Raw genomic sequence first — 16,547 nt, forward strand, 5'->3', positions numbered from 1 at the left:
ACGAAAAACAACAATCTATGCGAAAATAGCCTTTGCTAAAAATTAATAACCAACTTCAACCGATGCAATAACGATGTACATCATATCATTTTTATCGCCTTTTTCCTCGAGGACAATCCCGCTGGTTGTCATCATGCCTCCGTCCATGACTTCTACCGTAACCTTCCCGTATGGCAAGGCTTCTTTTACAGCAGAGATATCAAGTTTTTCTTTATCGCAAGGAACGGCGAGTTTCACATTGACTCTCATATTATCCAAACTGTTGCCAGGGAGCACCGAGCGGATACCAGGCATCGAATTATAGTGAATAGCATTTTTTACAGCACGAATGGCGGCAGACGTAATATCCTGGCCATGTACATCAATTCCCATCCCGGTTTCAATAAACATTAATTTTTCCATTATAGATTCATCTTCCTTCCAATTGCATTTACCACTCTATTTTACCGTTATTAATGAACAATGGTAAATATCATTTTACTTTACAAAGTAGATGAAAAGCTAAAATTGATTATTCAGATCCCCTCAAATTTTAAAATTGAGGGTTTTTATTTTGCATGATTTCTAAAGGCAGCGATAACGGATTCTAAAAAATCCTCCTAGTTTAAATTTGAAGGTATAAGGCAAAAATAGTAGTATCCAAAAAAACTGTTTAAGGAACAACATGACCTTTTTTTGGCTCGCAGATTAACAACTAGTGAGTGATCAATAAATGAGAAAACGCACATTAATGGATCGAAAATTAAACAGACTTACAGACAAAAAGTCTAGTGAACGAGATACTGTGCCTCAAGATTCTACTCCACGTTTTACAGACGACTTAGAATTAAATCTAGAATTAACAAAACAAGAAATCGGTCAAAACTGGGATGTTCATTATCGGGAGTTTAATCTCGGGCGTACCGGAATCGGGGCGTGCCTCATTTTTGTCGATGGATTATCTGATAAAGAACTCATCAATAAACAAATTATTTCATCTTTGATGGTTGAATTTTCTTTAGAATTAAAACAAGACCTATCCACAGTTAGAGGTAACCATCTAAATAAATTTTTAAAAAATCAAGTGATACCGATTAGTGAAATCGAAGAGGTAGGTTCGATCAAAGAGGCGGTTGCTAAAATCCTCACAGGTTCCACCGCACTTATAGTCGATGGATCTTCAGAAGTGCTTATCCTTGGAACCACAAAATTAAAAACAAGGTCGATTGAAGAACCCGTATCCGAGGCTTTGGTACGAGGTCCCCGCATCGGTTTTACGGAGTCTTTAAGAGACAATACCTCACTTATGCGAGGAAATGGTGAAGTTGAAAATCTAACCTTCGTAAATTTTCGAGTAGGGAAGACTTTAAAAAAAGACTTAGTGGTCGCTTACATAAAAGGCATTGTTGACCCGGAATTGGTACAAGAGGTAGAAAAGCGTATTCAAAAAATTGATCTCGATAATATCCCTGAATCAGGCTATGTCGAGCAACTGATTGAGGATAATTACCGAAGTCCTTTTCCACAGGCGCAGAATACAGAGCGCCCTGACCGGGTAATGGCAGGATTAATGGAAGGACGCGTAGCCATTTTACTGGATGGAACTCCTTTTGCGTTAATCGTTCCGGTTACCTTTAGTATGATGCTGCAATCACCGGAAGACTACTATGAAAGATGGATTCCCGGCACGTTTATCCGATTGCTTCGCTATTTGGCAGCCACTCTTACTCTTTTTACCCCAGCGCTCTATATTGCTTTTATCTCGTTTCATCCGGGGATGATTCCGACTAAGCTAGCCATTTCCATCATCGGTTCGAGGTCTGGTGTTCCGTTTCCGGCACTGATTGAAGCCTTATTCATGGAAATCGCGATCGAAATTTTAAGGGAAGCTGGGCTCCGGCTGCCAAAACCAATCGGTCCGGCTATGGGGATTGTCGGTGGGTTAATCATTGGTGAAGCCGCTGTACAGGCAGGAATTGTGAGCCCGATTTTAGTTATCATCGTTTCCCTAACGGCTATTTCATCATTCGCCATCCCGCAATATAGTGCAGGAATTTCGTTACGTATTTTGCGCTTTATTGCGATGTTCTTTTCTGCCGTATTAGGATTGTACGGGGTTATTTTATTTTTCCTTTTCTTAACCGCCCATTTAGTGAAATTAAAAAGCTTTGGTACTCCATATGTGAGTCCGGCCGCACCCTATCGTTTAAGTGATTGGAAGGACTTTATGTTTCGTATGCCCCTGTTGATGATGAAAGAACGTCCGAAAATGAATCATCCGAAAGATAAGATACGGAAGGGATAACTGTTGTGAAAGGAAGAGTAAAAAATGCTCCCACATCCTAAAGATCAAATCACTACTTCCCAGGCAGCCAGTATCGTTATCAACGCTATTCTTGGAACAGGAATCCTCACCTTGCCCAGGGCATCCGTAGATAAGGTGCAAACGCCGGATGTATGGATAACCGTTTTGATAGGCGGGCTATTGGCGATCCTGGCAGGAATTGTTATTGTGAAATTAGGCCAGCAATTTCCGAAAAAAACTTTCTATTTATATAGTCAGGATATTGTAGGCAAATGGGTCGGCCGGTTTCTTGGTCTTCTGGTTACCGGTTATTTTATCGCTACATCTGGTTTTCAAATCCGTTCTCTAACAGAAGTAACAAAATTTTTATTATTGGAGGAAACCCCCAACTGGGCGATTATCCTGCCTTTTATGTTGGTGGGACTTTATTTAATTATAGGAGGAATCAATCCGATTGCGCGGCATTTTGATATTATTTTACCGATTACGGTTGTTCTTTTTTTGCTGGCTATTTTTTTGAGTTTCAAAATATTTGAGTTCGAGAATTTACGTCCAGTATTAGGGGCGGGAGTTATCCCTGTGTTAAAAGGGGTAAAAACAACGGCACTCTCGTTTACTGGCCCTGAGGTTATGCTGTTTCTTGTGGCGTTTATGAGAGAGCCAAACAAAGCAGTAAAAGCTGTTATAGTGGGTATTACGATTCCTTTAATTTTATATATCATTACCGTCATCATGGTCATCGGCGCGTTAACAGCAGATGAAGTCGTCACGAGAACATGGCCGACGCTTGATCTGATCCGAAGCTTTGAAATCTCTGGTTTGATTTTTGAACGATTCGAATCATTGATATTGGCGATTTGGATTATGCAAATGTTTACCATATATACGATTGCACACTATGGAGCGGCTCTGGGCCTGGCGCAAATTTTCAAAAAAAACATCCATCCGATAATGGTTGGATTGGTACCGGTTATTTATCTCATTTCCGTGATTCCTAAAAATTTAAATGATGTTTTTAAGCTTGGGGACGACATTGGGAATGCTGCATTGTTATTATTTGGTGTAATGCCATTGCTCCTTCTCATCATCGCAAAATGGGTGAGAAGAGCACCATGAAGTTCAAACATTCCATCGTCCGAATTCTTTTTGGTTTGTTGGCTGTCCTTTTGCTCTTTTCCCTCACTGGCTGTTGGAGCAGCCATGAAATTGAAGAAATAAGTTTAGGGGTAGGAATGGCCTTCGATACAGGTAAGGAATCTACTACGGAGGAAATGATCAATGAAAAAGGCGGAGGGAATTCAAAAAAGAATTGGATTACTACCACTTATCAACTCATTACGCCGCAAATCGCCAGTTCATCAAGTAAAGAAGGAGAATCCCAAAAATCTTCCTATTTAAATTTTTCTGAAACAGGCGACTCCATCCTTCAACAGGTTCGTGAATTATCATTAAGTACGGATCTTCCTTTTCATGCAACTCACATGAAGGTTATAGTCATCGGGGAAGAGCTGGCAAGGTCTTTCAGTTTACAAGAGTTATTCGATCAATATCTTCGAGATAATGATTTCCGGCCAAGCTGTCTTATGTTGGTTAGTAAAGGGAGAGCGAGCGATACACTCATATCTAAGACAGCGGGAGAAGTTCCAGCCTTTCGTTTATTGGGAATTGTCGATAACGTGTTTCGAACAACAAGGATTTTACCTCCAGTCTCGATTATAAAACTGGATGGTAAGCTCCAATCGGGATCCAGTTTTCTTTTACAGAATGTGGTTTCTGCTAATGGAAAAGTTAAATTTGCAGGAGCTGCCGTGATAGATGGAAAGACGAAAAAACTGCGAGGTTTTTTAAATGAAAAGCAATTGGAGGGCATCACTTGGTTAACTGGCAAGGGAAAAGGCGGTGTTGTGAAAGGCTTTGATCAACAGTCGAAAAGACTGATTATTTATGAGATCGAAACCATGAAAAGTAAAATCACACCCCATGTTAGGGGAAACCACATTTCTTTTGATGTGAACATCGAATCAAAAGGGAGATTATCGGAGCATCGGGTAGCCTCTAGTACACCTTTTGAAAATGCTTTTATTAAAAGGGCGGAAACGTCTACGAAAAAAGCCGTTAAACAATTGGTTGCCCATTCTATTAAAAAAATGCAAGAGGGTTATCAGGTAGACGTGGCTGGTTTTGGTAATCAGTTAAAAATTGACCATCCAAAAGTTTGGGAAAAAGTAAAAAAGGATTGGGATCAAACCTTCAGTAAGGTTCCCATTCAATACAACGTGAAAATAACGATTAAGGGTTACGGGGCATCCGGAAATTACAAATAAGATTTCTACAGATCGACTCTATCTCAAACAAAAAACTTCACGAAACAATGTTCAGTGAAGTTTTTTTGTTTAACATGTAGGCTATTGTTCCGAATGTACCCGGTGTGCTTCAAAATAAAGGACTTGAATAAATTTTTTCGTATTGATTCGAGCTAAAGACGCCGATGGTGCCGAGCCATTCTTCAATTCGGCCATTTTGGTCCTGACACTTGCAAAATCAAAAAACTTTGAAGCATAGTTCTCAAACTTCCAATTCGAAAAATCGGCTAAACCAAGGGATGCCAGATGATTCAGGGATTGATAAATGGCCCGGCGCACCCTTTGTTCGGTTGCTTTAATTTCTTTCTTTAACTCGGCGACTGGGGAAGTGGTTCCTAATCTTTTTTTTGCCAAATCGATAAAAATTTCTTTTAAGGTAGGAAATCGATTATTTAAAATGTCTGTTTGTTGATTTTGATCTAAGTATTCCAGGATGTCCAGTAAATCTTTACTGCCATTTTCACCGGCTATCCCTAATTCCGTTAAGAGGAATTGACCGGAATTCCTGATGTTTTTCTTATTCATCTGTTTTGTTTGTTTTGGTGATGAATCGAATTTAAGAACGTTATGAAGAGATTTGTGAATATCCTGTATCGATTTTTCCAATTGGATTTTTTCGATGACTTTTTGGAGAATCGTTAATACTTCAATTCTGTTGACTGGTTTAATGATATAGTATTCACTGCCGAGCGTGTAGGCTTCAGCAATCAATTCTTTGGATTCCACTTGAGAAATCATAATGATTTTCCCATCGAATCTCGATTTTATTTGCCGAATGGTTTCCAATCCGTCTCGATTTGGCATCAATAAATCAATTAATAAAATCTCGATGTTAAGCATGTTCAGATTGTCACCGTCAATTAATGAACCATCTTCTGCTTCCCCAACAACTTCCCCTAAACCTTCGTCCTCAATGATTTGGGCTAACATCGAACGAACTGCTTCATCATCGTCGATAATATAAAGACGCATCGAATCATCCTTTCTTTATTAAATGATTCACGGGTAATCGAATCATGAAAATCGTTCCTGTTCCTTCTGCCTGATCCTTAACCGTTATTTCGCCTTCAAGTTGATCCATCATTTCTTTGACAAACGATAATCCCATACCAGTAGAGGGATTTCCGGACTGATCATATTTTGAGGTAAACCCTGGCTTAAAAATTGCATTCTTTCGCTTGGATGGGATACCAGGTCCGTTATCGCCGATTTGAAATTCAATCGTTTCTTGATTCTTTTCAATGTTAATCGAAATAGTCCCCGCATTGTCAATTGCTTCTACCGCGTTTGTGACGATGTTATTGATGATCGATAGAAGGGTAAACGCATGGTAGGGAGGATGAGCTCCACGGATAGAATAGTCAATTTGAATTTGTTTCGCTAGTAAATTGGCATATTTTTCGTTCGTCCGTTTTATGATGGAAATCAGTTCGTTCAGCTCCATATAATCAGCGAAACGTTCAACGGAAATGAGCTTCGAGAGTCCGGCAAAAATACGTTGATTATCTTTTTTAATCTCATGAACTTCCCCAGCGATATTTAACGCCTCCCTAGAGAAATCCTCGATAGAATGGGCAATACTCGGAACGTTTTTCAACTCGTATAACCCTTTGTATAAATCATAGGATTTTTTTGTGATGTTCTCGGCATTGACCAACGTTTTTTTTAAATGAATCGTTTCTTCATATAGGTTGGAAATCAACAGGAGCATGTGCTCATTTTGTTTTCGAATTTGTCTTTCTCTTTCTTGTGCCTGATATAGCTGCATGATGGTGAAAAAGCTAAGAACAATAAAATTGTGCGAAATCGCCATTACTAGGATTTCGCTTATCCCCGAAAAATTAATCGTTGTACCTAAAACGATGTATTGTACGGTAAGTTCAACGATATCAGACAGGATTTCGATTAAAATGCCAATCCATCCGATGACCAAAAGCCGGTTATGATATCGCTTGACTCTTGCCATATAAAAGAAACAAGCATAAGCCAAATAAAAGAAAAAGCTTGAAAAATTGGCTTGAAAAGAGCTTGACCAATGAAAATGGTCAGCCTGGAAAAACTCTATCAGGATACGTAATCCTACTATATTTAAAGCGGTCAAAAAACCAGGCAGGACAGGAGGAATCTTCCGGAATAATAACAAAAAGAATAAAAAGGTCGGCACTCCAAAACTGATTCGGAAGGCGGCATTGATTGGATAAAAATTGATTACACCTGCCAATGGTACGGTTATCATCATCAAAATCAGGATAATGATGTCTTTTTTGAGTAGTGGACTGAAATTCAAGGTGATCACTTCCTGTTTGTCTGAACAACAGTATACAGGTAGAAATTTCTGAACACAATGCCAGAGCCGTGTTTAAAAATTTTATTTGAAAAATAAAAAACTTTCTGTAGATATCCGTTTTCTTTTGTAGTCCGGATTATAGAATCAATTATATTTTTCTAGTTTTAATTCGAAAGCGTTTTCTAAGCTGAATATTTAATGAAATTGGGAGATTCCACTTTCATTAAAGTAATAACATTTAAGGAGAGAAGAAATTGGTGCAGGCGATTAAACAAGAAGTTTCTAATCAAAGTATGGATAGGTTGGATGAATGGGTGAACCATTTTCGTTCCTTTGCCCCAGATGGACAATGTGCCAGCTACATTCCCGCTTTGGGGAAGGCAAACCTATTCCAGCTGGGAATTTGTATTGCATTACCAACAGGTTCAACCATCCGGTCAGGGGATTGGCATGTCCCTTTTACCTTGCAAAGTATCTCAAAAATAATCAGCTTTATTGCTGCATGTGTAACCCGAGGTATTGCCTATGTGTTGGATCGGGTTGATGTCGAACCAACGGGTGATCCCTTTAATTCAATCATTCGTTTGGAGATGCATAAACCGGGAAAGCCGTTTAACCCGATGATCAATGCGGGGGCTATTACTGTTGCTTCCATGCTTCCAGGGGGTTCGTCCCAAAGTAAATTGGAAAATGTTTATCAATTAATTGAAAGAATGATCGGAAAACGTCCCAACCTGAATGAGGAGGTGTTTCAATCCGAATGGCAAACTGCTCATCGAAATCGGGCTTTGGCTTACTATTTAAAAGAGACGGGCTTTTTAGAAGCTGAGGTGGAAGAAACAATTGAAGTTTACCTGAAGCTTTGTTCGCTGGAAGTGACTACAGAAGATATCGCCATGATTGGATTGATTTTGGCGCATGATGGATATCATCCCATTCAACAAGTACAGGTTTTGCCTAAAGAAGTGGCCAGACTGACCAAAGCTTTGATGATTACTTGTGGAATGTACAATGCTTCCGGTAAATTTGCTGCATTTGTCGGGCTGCCGGCAAAAAGCGGGGTATCCGGAGGGATCCTGGCCTTAGTTCCGCCAAATAAAAATAGAGATAAACCCTTTCAAGGCGGTTGTGGAATCGGAATTTATGGACCTGCAATTGATGAGTATGGGAATAGCTTGACAGGTGTTAAGTTATTAAAGCATCTAGCACAGGAATGGGATCTCTGTATTTTTTAAAAAAAATATCTTAACAAGAAAGAGGTTGAATGGTTGAACAATCATTTACAAAGAAGGATGGGAGCCTTTGCCTTAACGATGGTGGGGATAGGCTCGATGATCGGATCCGGCTGGTTATTTGGAGCTTGGAGAGCGGCGCAAATCGCTGGCCCTGCAGCGATTTTTTCCTGGCTTATCGGAATGACCGTTATTTTATTTATCGCCCTTTCTTATTGTGAATTAGGCTCGATGTTCCCTGAAGCGGGGGGAATGGTGAAATACGCATTACTCCCATGGATCGTTTATCGGTTTTCTCGCCGGCTGGTCCAATTAACTTATTCTGTATGATGGGTGTTTCTTATTTAGGAAGTAACAAGTTTGGCGGAAAGAACATCATCCCATATGGCTGGGATATGCTCCTCATTGCTGGCCTATCGCTAGTGTTTTATATTTGGGGCTTTAAGAGCGGGTTTGAGACAGAATATCTTCATTAAGCAAGCAAACTGAATGAAGAAATAAGGATCAGTGAGGAAGCAATAGCCACAGAATCATTGGAAGAAAAAGCTGTTTAATTGGTTTATTAGGGACGAATGATGATTAATCATGGAAAGAGGTATTATTCATGTGGGTGATTACGGTCTATTCAAAAAACAATTTTAATATGTTTGAGTTTGATACAAAAAAAGAAGCAAAAGAAGCCTTCGAAAAAATGAAAGGCTTTAAAATCCTTACTGAGGTTATTTATTTTAATGATGTTTGTTTTGTTGAATAGTTTAATATACTGACAGTTTTGAGGGCAGCTAAGACCCTATTCAATGTAAAAAGAGGAGGTTGCATAAACCTGACGGGTTCCGTTTCCTATCACAAACATTAAAAGTGTAAGTTAAAATGAGTGCCAATTTGCATATGAAATTGACACTCATTTTTTATTGGAATAAAGCCATTTGTGCCGAAATTACATAAAAATTTGTATAGGAAAATGCACCCCAAATTGTAGGGGTACAATGGCTGTTGTACCCCTACAATTTTACCTTCAATTTGGTATACAATTTGTCTTACAAAAAATGCTACACAACACATATTAATTGGATATATATGTTAAGATGAAGTCTTATCCTTAATTGAGTAACCAGTGATATTTAAAATAGGCGGAGATTTTTCGGTTAGTCCGCAGAATAGAGCTCGGTCTGGGGTATATAAGCGGAGGTTTTCCGATTAAGCAAAGCGAAATTCCCTATTTTCACATTTTTCAAGTCAATAGTCGGAATCTTTCCGTCTATTTAAGCAATTTTTAATCTTATTTCCTAATTAAGAGAAATTTCTCCGCTTATTTATCAAACCACGCTGATTCCCTCATCTCTTTTATGGTTGGCGGGAGCAGATAATTGAAGAAGAGAATGTACCGCTATCAAATAAAGAAAAAATTTTATTGAAGAAAGCTGTTTTCTGGTCACGAATTAGGTATGGTGTAGGAGTTGTTATGTGTATAAGAATGTTATTCATTATCTTGTATTAATAGATAAATTAGTAGCTTATTTCCATTAACAGGTAGCGATTCTTGAAGAATTAGGAATCGCTTATTGAAGTAACAGGGGCGATATGTTCAATGAAAAAAAACGGATATTAAAAATGGCTCAGGATAGTGAACTGAGCCATTTTATTTTTAATTGCAAAAACAGATATAAAAGGCAGTACAAATTGGGATGCATTTTTGATTGCATTTTCGGGTTTTGTGACAGGAAACGGAACCCGTTAGCAAAAACCTCCTTTTTCTATTGTTGTTTCTATCATTATAGAGTTTGCTTACATAAACCTCTTTTTAGTAATGTAATCTCCAACGAAAAGGCTTTCATGGCTTGGTTCATCGGTACATCCTTCGCAAATACAGCAACAAGATTTCTCATTGTTACGGCCATCATGATTCTAAAAATGTGATGCAATTCTTCTTCGTTTGTTACGTTCAAATTTTCAGAATTGATGGAGTTAATGACCCCAAAAAATCTATTTTTTGCTCTCTCCTCAAATATATTCTGCGTAATCGTTTTTTCGATTCGATAATTCATGTTTAAAAAGGTATTTTTAAAATATTGGCGATTTTCCGGTTCTTCAAAGGCGATTAGAGTGGATTTAAACCAATCGAGAAAGGATTGGAATAAATCGCCATTATTCATGTTTAAAATGGAAATGAAGCGCTCATGATTCCGTTTGGAATGTTCATCCAATAAAAAATAGAAAAGGTCTTCTTTATCCTCAAAATATTGGTAAAAGCTCCCTCTTGGTATACCGGCATCTTTAATAATATTGGAAATGGATGCTTCATATAAAGGAACCCTCGAAAATTCCTTCTTCGCGGCCTTTATCAAAGATTCTTGCTTTTCTGTTGATAAATTTAAAAAGGTTGGTTTTGGCAACGGTTTCACTCCTTACATCAAACGACAATATGTCACAATTTTATTTAAATATATGATAATAGACCTAATAAACATTGTCAATGAATGTATGACAATGTGTCATTTTTTTATTGACACCCAGATGTACACTGAGTATAATTTAAATTTGTAAATGTCATTTCGTATACGAAATATTCCAATCGGAATGCTTTGGAGAACAAAAGAAAGGAGAGAAACGATGGCAGTACTGAATAATGAGATATATGATTCATATTTAGCAATCAATAAAGCCATCAAAAGACTGATAAAATTTGATGCGGATCGTTTGGGGATTACAACGGTCCAATTAAAGGTCATCCACAAACTTGCCTCTAATCCCGATATCAGTTTGGGAGAGCTCGCTGAAAAATTAAGAATGACAAGCAGTACCGCAAGCAGTGTAATTGAACGTTTAGTTCAAATCGGTTTGGTTGAAAGGGTGACACCTCCTGAAAATCGGAGGGTTGTCTCGATTCACTTAACGGAAAAAGGGAAAAAGATATTAGATCAGTTTTATTCTTCGGATTCAATATTCATTAAAAAGACGAACGATGTCCTTAAATTATCCGAGAGAGATATCTCAGAACTGATACGTTTGCAAAAGATTATCCTAAAGAAGCTATCAATAGAGGAGGAATAAGGTAAATGAGTGCGAAGCGTTTACTTTTAATCAACATTATTTTATTACTTGTCCTAGTAGGGGGTGGCTTTGGAATTTATGCCTACTACAATAAAACGGTCAATTATTTAACGACTGAAAATGCCCAAATTGCTGGACAACAAGTAACGATTGCTGCAACAGCTAATGGGAAATTAACGGACTGGAAAGGCAATGTTGGCGACCATTTTTCAAAAGATGATAAAGTTGGAACCATTACTACAACCGATGCGGATGGAAAACCTGTAAAAATGAATGTTACACTTCCAACGGATGGAACGATTGTACAAAGTAATGCTGTTCAAGATTCGTTTGTAGCGGCAGGTACTCCACTTGCGCAAGTATATGATTTGAATAAACTATGGGTAACAGCAAATATTGAAGAAACAAGTATTGATGAAATCGCAGTAGGACAGGATGTCGATATCTATGTGGATGCTTTTCCAAATAGCATATTAAAGGGAAAAGTAAAACAAATCGGCTTAGCAACATCGGGGACATTCTCTTTATTACCAAGTACCAATACGACAGGTAATTACACAAAAGTTACACAAGTTGTTCCTGTAAAAGTATCCATTGATGATAATAAAGGTGTTGCCATTGTCCCTGGTATGAACGTAACCGTGCGAATTCATAAGTAGGTGATAAAATGTCCATATATATCACGGGTTATGTTATCTTAGCCATATTGGTGTTACTGATTATAAATTTTTCGATGATCAAGCAAAAAAAGAAAAATGCGATTCCTGCGAAGGAAATCGAACAAGAGGGTAGGGAAGAACTCGCCCAATCAAAGAATAAGCAGGAAATAATAAAAGAAGAAATAAAAGAAGAAAAGGATATCGAAATTCAGGAAGATATCCAGCAAGATTTATCCAGTCAAGTGGAAGAAATTTTGGAAGATTCAGCGGTTGCAGAACCAGCCTTGGAATATGTTGCGGATGTTGAAATTAAGGAAAAAAGAAAGCAACGACAAAAAGAAAAGGCTGCGGAGGAGAAGGGGAAAGACGGCACTGGAAAAGTGCTTGTCGCGTTAATGCTCGGTGCCTTTGTTGCGATTTTGAATCAAACATTGCTGAATGTAGCCATCCCGCATATTATGAATGATTTAGGTATTTCGGCTAATACAGTACAATGGCTTTCAACCGGTTATATGTTAGTAAACGGGATTGCGATACCGATTACTGCTTTCCTTATTGAAAAGTTTGGAACCCGGAAACTGTTTATCAGCGCCATTTTGCTCTTTACTATAGGATCGTTAGTTTGTTCATTGTCTCCAAACTTTAGTATTCTCATGCTGGGAAGGGTCATCCAGGCCAGTGGTGCTGGTATTATTATGCCACTTTTGATGACCGTATTTTTCGCATTATTCCCACCGGAAAAGCGCGGGAAGGCAATGGGAATCATGGGGATTGTCATGATCTTTGCCCCAGCAATCGGTCCAACCTTATCCGGATGGCTGATTGGCCATTATTCATGGAGATTATTGTTTGACATTGTCATTCCAATTGGTGTGCTTGATTTAATTTTTAGCTTTATGTGGATGAAGGACGTAACGAAAATAACCAATCCGAAATTTGACTTTCCGGGATTTTTATTTTCAACCTTGGGTTTCGGGTTCTTGTTATATGGCTTTAGTGAAGCAGGAAATGATGGTTGGGATAGTTCAACTGTAATCGTCTCCTTAACGATTGGTATTATTTCTTTAGTCGCTTTTGTCTGGCGTGAATTAACGGCTGACAAACCGATGCTTGATTTACGCGTTTTTAAGTATGATATTTTCTCTTTAACCACGGTTATTAGTATGATTGTAAACATGGCGATGTTTGGTGCCATGATCTTGCTTCCGATTTATTTGCAAAATATTCGCGGCTATTCAGCATTAGAATCAGGGCTATTGATGCTTCCTGGTGCGATTGTGATGGGGATTATGTCTCCTATTTCAGGTGCACTATTTGATAAGATGGGGGCTAGATGGCTGGCTGTCATCGGTTTAACCATTACAGTCATTACCACATGGGAATTTACTCATTTGAGTATGACGACAAGCTATGCACATATCATGCTTCTCTATGTTATGAGGATGTTCGGTATGTCCTTTATCATGATGACAGTTATGACAGAGGGACTAAACCAGTTGCCTCGTCATCTCGGTTCTCATGGGACTGCAGCTTCCAATACGGCAAGACAGGTTGCCGGCAGTATTGGGACGGCGCTCCTTGTTACGGTGATGTCGACTAGACAAGGAGTTCACTATGGTGAATTTACTAATTCGGTTACGAGTGCCAATCCTTTTATCGCTGATAAATTTTCACAACTTACTCAAGTCTTATCAGGTTATACCCACATTCCGGCTGCTGCAGGAAAACAGCTTACAACCTATTTGGTTTATGGGCAATCGATGCAGCAGGCGACCATTGATGGGATCAATGATGCGTTTATTGTTGCAACAGGAATTGCATTTGTCGCTTTGGTTTTAGCCTTTTTCATCAAACGTGCTAAGGTAAAAGGGTAAGAGATGTAAGGAATAACTAGGAAAGGTTCTTTCATCGAGGCCTTTTCTGGTTGTTTTTTATATTTCAAAAGGTTTATCTGCGATGATCTTTTTAATCAACCATCTTTCAAAAACGAAGGGGGAGGAACAAGAATGCTTGATATAGGGCTTTTAATTATCCGGTTAGCGGTTGGACTCACGTTTGTCGGGCATGGGGCCCAAAAATTGTTTGGCTGGTTTGGCGGACCAGGAGTAGTAAAGTTCGGTGAATTTTTAGGGTCGATGGGTATCAAGACCGGCGGAAGAACGTGGGCAATTCTTTGTGGATTATTTGAACTAATTGGTGGTCTGCTTTTTTCATCAGGTATTTTCACCTGGTTTGGAGCCATCCTGATCATTATTGTGATGATTGATGCGATTTTCACCGTACATGGGAAAAATGGCTTTTGGTTAACTGATGGAGGATATGAATATAACTTTATCTTGATTGCAGTTGTACTTGGAGTAGCCCTGACTGGACCTGGTGCTTATGTATTAATGTATAAACCTTAATCATGTTCATCCCCTGATACTTTTAAGATGAACAAAAAGAGACAAAACGAGACACTCGTCTCGTTTTGTCTCTTTTTTTTAGAATTTTTCCACCAAGAGTATTGGAGAAATCCACTTTTGAAGGTTGGCATGGATTTTGCATTAATAAATGGTGTAATCAAATTTAGGCAGGGAGGCTGAAATCATGAGAACATTGGAAAGCCAAAATGTAGTTTTAACAAAGGAAAAAGCGCAGTGGATGTATCAAAAAATGCTGGAAATCCGAAATTTTGAGGACAGAGTTCATGAGTTATTTGCAACTGGAATCTTGCCAGGGTTTGTTCACTTATATGCAGGGGAAGAGGCAGTTGCCATTGGGTTATGTGCCCACCTAAATGATAAAGATAGTATCACCAGTACGCACCGTGGGCATGGCCATTGTATTGCCAAGGGTTGTGATTTGAGTGGAATGATGGCCGAAATTTATGGAAAGGTCACAGGTTTATGTAAAGGGAAGGGCGGTTCAATGCATATTGCCGACCTGGATAAAGGCATGCTTGGTGCTAATGGGATTGTCGGTGGCGGTTTTCCACTAGCATGTGGTTCTGCGTTAACAGCAAAGTATAAAAAGACTGACAATGTAAGCGTTTGCTTTTTTGGGGATGGGGCTCAAAACCATGGAACATTCCATGAAGGAATCAATCTGGCTGCGATTTGGAAGCTGCCTGTTGTATTCGTTGCGGAAAATAACGGCTATGCAGAAGCAACACCATTTAACTATGCCTCCAGCTGTAAATCAATCGTTGATCGGGCGATTGCCTACAACATTCCTGGTATTAAGGTGGACGGCAAGGATGTATTAGCTGTCTATCAGGCTGCAGAAGAAGCGGTTCAACGAGCACGTCGCGGCAAAGGTCCAACACTCATTGAATGTGTGACCTACCGCAATTATGGACACTTTGAAGGGGACGCGCAAAAATACAAAACCGATGAAGAAAAGGCAGAGCATAAGCAGGAAAAAGATGCGATTCTCCTATTTAGAAACCATTTATTACGTGAGCAGCTAATGGTAGAAAACGAGTTGGTCTTTTTAGAATCATCTGTTGAAGATGCGGTAAATCAAGCTGTGAAATTTAGCGAAGAGAGCCTCTATCCAAGTGCTTCCGAATTGTTAACGGATGTTTACGTTTCTTATTAACAATCGAAGTAGACCGTAATCAAAATAATTCTGAACCATTTAAAAGGAGGAATCAAGGATGACAAGAAAATTGAGCATGTCACAAGCAATCAATGAGGCGATGAAACTTGCGATGCGTAAGGACGAAAATGTGATTCTAATGGGAGAAGACGTAGCGGGCGGAGCAGAAGTCGACCACTTGCTGGATGAAGATGCCTGGGGAGGTGTCCTCGGGGTTACAAAAGGTCTTGTACAGGAGTTTGGCCGTGAACGAATTTTAGATACTCCGATTACTGAAGCAGGGTATATGGGTGCAGCGATGGCAGCTGCTTCCACCGGTCTAAGACCGATTGCAGAGTTAATGTTTAATGATTTTATTGGAAGCTGCCTGGATGAAGTATTAAATCAAGGGGCCAAGTTCCGTTACATGTTCGGAGGTAAGGCCCAAGTCCCAGTCACGATTCGGACCATGCATGGTGCCGGCTTTAGAGCGGCTGCCCAGCATTCTCAAAGTTTATATGCATTGTTTACAGCTATCCCAGGTATAAAAGTAGTTGTGCCAACCACACCATACGAAGCGAAGGGTTTACTGCTCGCTGCGATTGAAGATAATGATCCAGTCATCTTCTTTGAAGATAAGACTCTCTATAATATGACAGGTGAAGTGCCAGAAGGTTATTATACGATTCCAATTGGAAAAGCGGATATTAAACGGGAAGGATCGGACGTTACGATTGTAGCTGTAGGGAAAATGGTTCATACCGCTTTAGAAGCTGCCGAACAGCTTGCAGCAAAAGGGGTTGAAGTGGAAATCGTCGATCCTCGCAGCTTGTCGCCGCTAGATGAAAAAACGATTCTTTCCTCTGTAGAAAAAACAAATCATCTTGTCGTAATTGACGAAGCGAATCCAAGATGCAGTATTGCCACTGATATTGCTGCACTTGTTGCCGATAAAGGCTTCGATTATCTTGATGCGCCAATTAAACGAATCACTGCGCCGCATACACCTGTGCCGTTCTCTCCGCCATTGGAAGATCTGTATCTCCCGAAAGCCGAGAATGTAGCAAGGACCGTATTAGAGCTTTTAGGCACACCTCTTGAAGTGTAAAT

15 protein-coding genes and 1 pseudogene are annotated in these 16,547 nt (G+C 39.3%); 12 read left to right on the forward strand and 4 right to left on the reverse strand.

Annotation, left to right across the window (positions count from 1 at the left end; translation table 11 throughout):
- Positions 1-42: 42 nt before the first annotated feature.
- Positions 43-402: a Lin0512 family protein gene (locus BIV60_RS26880; RefSeq protein ID WP_071358725.1), complete on the reverse strand. Its 360-nt coding sequence runs from the start codon at positions 400-402 to the stop codon at positions 43-45.
- Positions 403-730: 328 nt separating this feature from the next.
- On the opposite strand from BIV60_RS26880, the gene BIV60_RS26885 reads away from it, so the two are divergent.
- Genes BIV60_RS26885 through BIV60_RS26895 form a run of 3 tightly spaced genes read left to right on the forward strand, consistent with a single transcriptional unit; the run spans position 731 to position 4,608 of the window.
- Positions 731-2,284: a spore germination protein gene (locus BIV60_RS26885; RefSeq protein ID WP_071358749.1), complete on the forward strand. Its 1,554-nt coding sequence runs from the start codon at positions 731-733 to the stop codon at positions 2,282-2,284.
- Positions 2,285-2,308: 24 nt separating this feature from the next.
- On the forward strand, positions 2,309-3,400 hold the full coding sequence (locus BIV60_RS26890) for a spore germination protein (protein WP_071358726.1): 1,092 nt from the start codon (positions 2,309-2,311) through the stop codon (positions 3,398-3,400).
- Complete coding sequence (locus BIV60_RS26895; RefSeq protein WP_071358727.1) at positions 3,397-4,608, forward strand: Ger(x)C family spore germination protein; 1,212 nt, start codon at positions 3,397-3,399, stop codon at positions 4,606-4,608. Before BIV60_RS26890 ends, BIV60_RS26895 begins: the two co-directional genes overlap by 4 nt.
- An 81-nt stretch (positions 4,609-4,689) precedes the next feature.
- Here BIV60_RS26895 and BIV60_RS26900 read toward each other — a convergent pair whose 3' ends face one another.
- Together BIV60_RS26900 and BIV60_RS26905 are read right to left on the reverse strand one after the other, a co-directional pair.
- Entirely contained in the window at positions 4,690-5,619 is a 930-nt protein-coding gene (locus tag BIV60_RS26900) for a response regulator (protein WP_071358728.1), read from the reverse strand.
- A 4-nt stretch (positions 5,620-5,623) separates the two neighbouring features.
- Entirely contained in the window at positions 5,624-6,943 is a 1,320-nt protein-coding gene (locus BIV60_RS26905; protein ID WP_071358729.1) for a sensor histidine kinase, read from the reverse strand.
- Between the two features lie 245 nt (positions 6,944-7,188).
- Between BIV60_RS26905 and BIV60_RS26910 the strand changes: the two genes are divergently transcribed.
- From BIV60_RS26910 to BIV60_RS29955, 3 genes and pseudogenes are all read left to right on the forward strand, one after another.
- Entirely contained in the window at positions 7,189-8,169 is a 981-nt protein-coding gene (locus tag BIV60_RS26910; protein WP_083402487.1) for a glutaminase, read from the forward strand.
- 57 nt (positions 8,170-8,226) lie between these two features.
- Positions 8,227-8,479, forward strand: a pseudogene (locus tag BIV60_RS26915) (amino acid permease); the annotation flags it as partial.
- Positions 8,480-8,770: 291 nt separating this feature from the next.
- Positions 8,771-8,920 carry a hypothetical protein gene (locus BIV60_RS29955; protein WP_177177406.1) on the forward strand — a complete coding sequence of 50 codons (150 nt, stop codon included), beginning with the start codon at positions 8,771-8,773 and terminating at the stop codon, positions 8,918-8,920.
- Positions 8,921-9,938: 1,018 nt separating this feature from the next.
- Here BIV60_RS29955 and BIV60_RS26920 read toward each other — a convergent pair.
- Positions 9,939-10,559, reverse strand: a complete 621-nt coding sequence (locus tag BIV60_RS26920) for a TetR/AcrR family transcriptional regulator (protein WP_071358731.1) — start codon at positions 10,557-10,559, stop codon at positions 9,939-9,941.
- A gap of 217 nt (positions 10,560-10,776) precedes the next feature.
- Between BIV60_RS26920 and BIV60_RS26925 the strand changes: the two genes are divergently transcribed.
- The 6 genes from BIV60_RS26925 to BIV60_RS26950 all read left to right on the forward strand — a co-directional run bounded on the left by BIV60_RS26925 (position 10,777) and on the right by BIV60_RS26950 (position 16,545).
- Positions 10,777-11,217 (forward strand): MarR family winged helix-turn-helix transcriptional regulator, encoded by a 441-nt coding sequence (locus BIV60_RS26925; RefSeq protein ID WP_071358732.1) that lies wholly within the window; start codon positions 10,777-10,779, stop codon positions 11,215-11,217.
- Positions 11,218-11,222: 5 nt separating this feature from the next.
- Positions 11,223-11,876 (forward strand): HlyD family secretion protein, encoded by a 654-nt coding sequence (locus BIV60_RS26930; RefSeq protein WP_071358733.1) that lies wholly within the window; start codon positions 11,223-11,225, stop codon positions 11,874-11,876.
- Between the two features lie 8 nt (positions 11,877-11,884).
- The gene (locus BIV60_RS26935; protein ID WP_071358734.1) at positions 11,885-13,750 is read left to right on the forward strand and encodes a DHA2 family efflux MFS transporter permease subunit; all 1,866 of its coding nucleotides are present in this window, start codon (positions 11,885-11,887) and stop codon (positions 13,748-13,750) included.
- A 132-nt stretch (positions 13,751-13,882) separates the two neighbouring features.
- Positions 13,883-14,281: a DoxX family protein gene (locus BIV60_RS26940; RefSeq protein ID WP_071358735.1), complete on the forward strand. Its 399-nt coding sequence runs from the start codon at positions 13,883-13,885 to the stop codon at positions 14,279-14,281.
- A gap of 184 nt (positions 14,282-14,465) precedes the next feature.
- Complete coding sequence (locus BIV60_RS26945; protein WP_071358736.1) at positions 14,466-15,458, forward strand: thiamine pyrophosphate-dependent dehydrogenase E1 component subunit alpha; 993 nt, start codon at positions 14,466-14,468, stop codon at positions 15,456-15,458.
- 58 nt (positions 15,459-15,516) lie between these two features.
- Positions 15,517-16,545, forward strand: a complete 1,029-nt coding sequence (locus tag BIV60_RS26950) for an alpha-ketoacid dehydrogenase subunit beta (protein WP_071358737.1) — start codon at positions 15,517-15,519, stop codon at positions 16,543-16,545.
- Positions 16,546-16,547: the final 2 nt, after the last annotated feature.

It is taken from the genome of Bacillus sp. MUM 116 (assembly GCF_001866655.1).
Taxonomy (GTDB): Bacteria; Bacillota; Bacilli; order Bacillales; family Cytobacillaceae; genus Neobacillus.

Coding starts and splice junctions, on each gene's coding strand:
- BIV60_RS26895 (WP_071358727.1), top strand. CDS start 3,397: ATGAAGTTCAAACATTCCATCGTCCGAATTCTTTTTGGTTTGTTGGCT.
- BIV60_RS26900 (WP_071358728.1), bottom strand. CDS start 5,619: ATGCGTCTTTATATTATCGACGATGATGAAGCAGTTCGTTCGATGTTA.
- BIV60_RS26940 (WP_071358735.1), top strand. CDS start 13,883: ATGCTTGATATAGGGCTTTTAATTATCCGGTTAGCGGTTGGACTCACG.
- BIV60_RS29955 (WP_177177406.1), top strand. CDS start 8,771: ATGTGGGTGATTACGGTCTATTCAAAAAACAATTTTAATATGTTTGAG.
- BIV60_RS26950 (WP_071358737.1), top strand. CDS start 15,517: ATGACAAGAAAATTGAGCATGTCACAAGCAATCAATGAGGCGATGAAA.
- BIV60_RS26890 (WP_071358726.1), top strand. CDS start 2,309: ATGCTCCCACATCCTAAAGATCAAATCACTACTTCCCAGGCAGCCAGT.
- BIV60_RS26885 (WP_071358749.1), top strand. CDS start 731: ATGGATCGAAAATTAAACAGACTTACAGACAAAAAGTCTAGTGAACGA.
- BIV60_RS26930 (WP_071358733.1), top strand. CDS start 11,223: ATGAGTGCGAAGCGTTTACTTTTAATCAACATTATTTTATTACTTGTC.
- BIV60_RS26880 (WP_071358725.1), bottom strand. CDS start 402: ATGGAAAAATTAATGTTTATTGAAACCGGGATGGGAATTGATGTACAT.
- BIV60_RS26935 (WP_071358734.1), top strand. CDS start 11,885: ATGTCCATATATATCACGGGTTATGTTATCTTAGCCATATTGGTGTTA.
- BIV60_RS26925 (WP_071358732.1), top strand. CDS start 10,777: ATGGCAGTACTGAATAATGAGATATATGATTCATATTTAGCAATCAAT.
- BIV60_RS26945 (WP_071358736.1), top strand. CDS start 14,466: ATGAGAACATTGGAAAGCCAAAATGTAGTTTTAACAAAGGAAAAAGCG.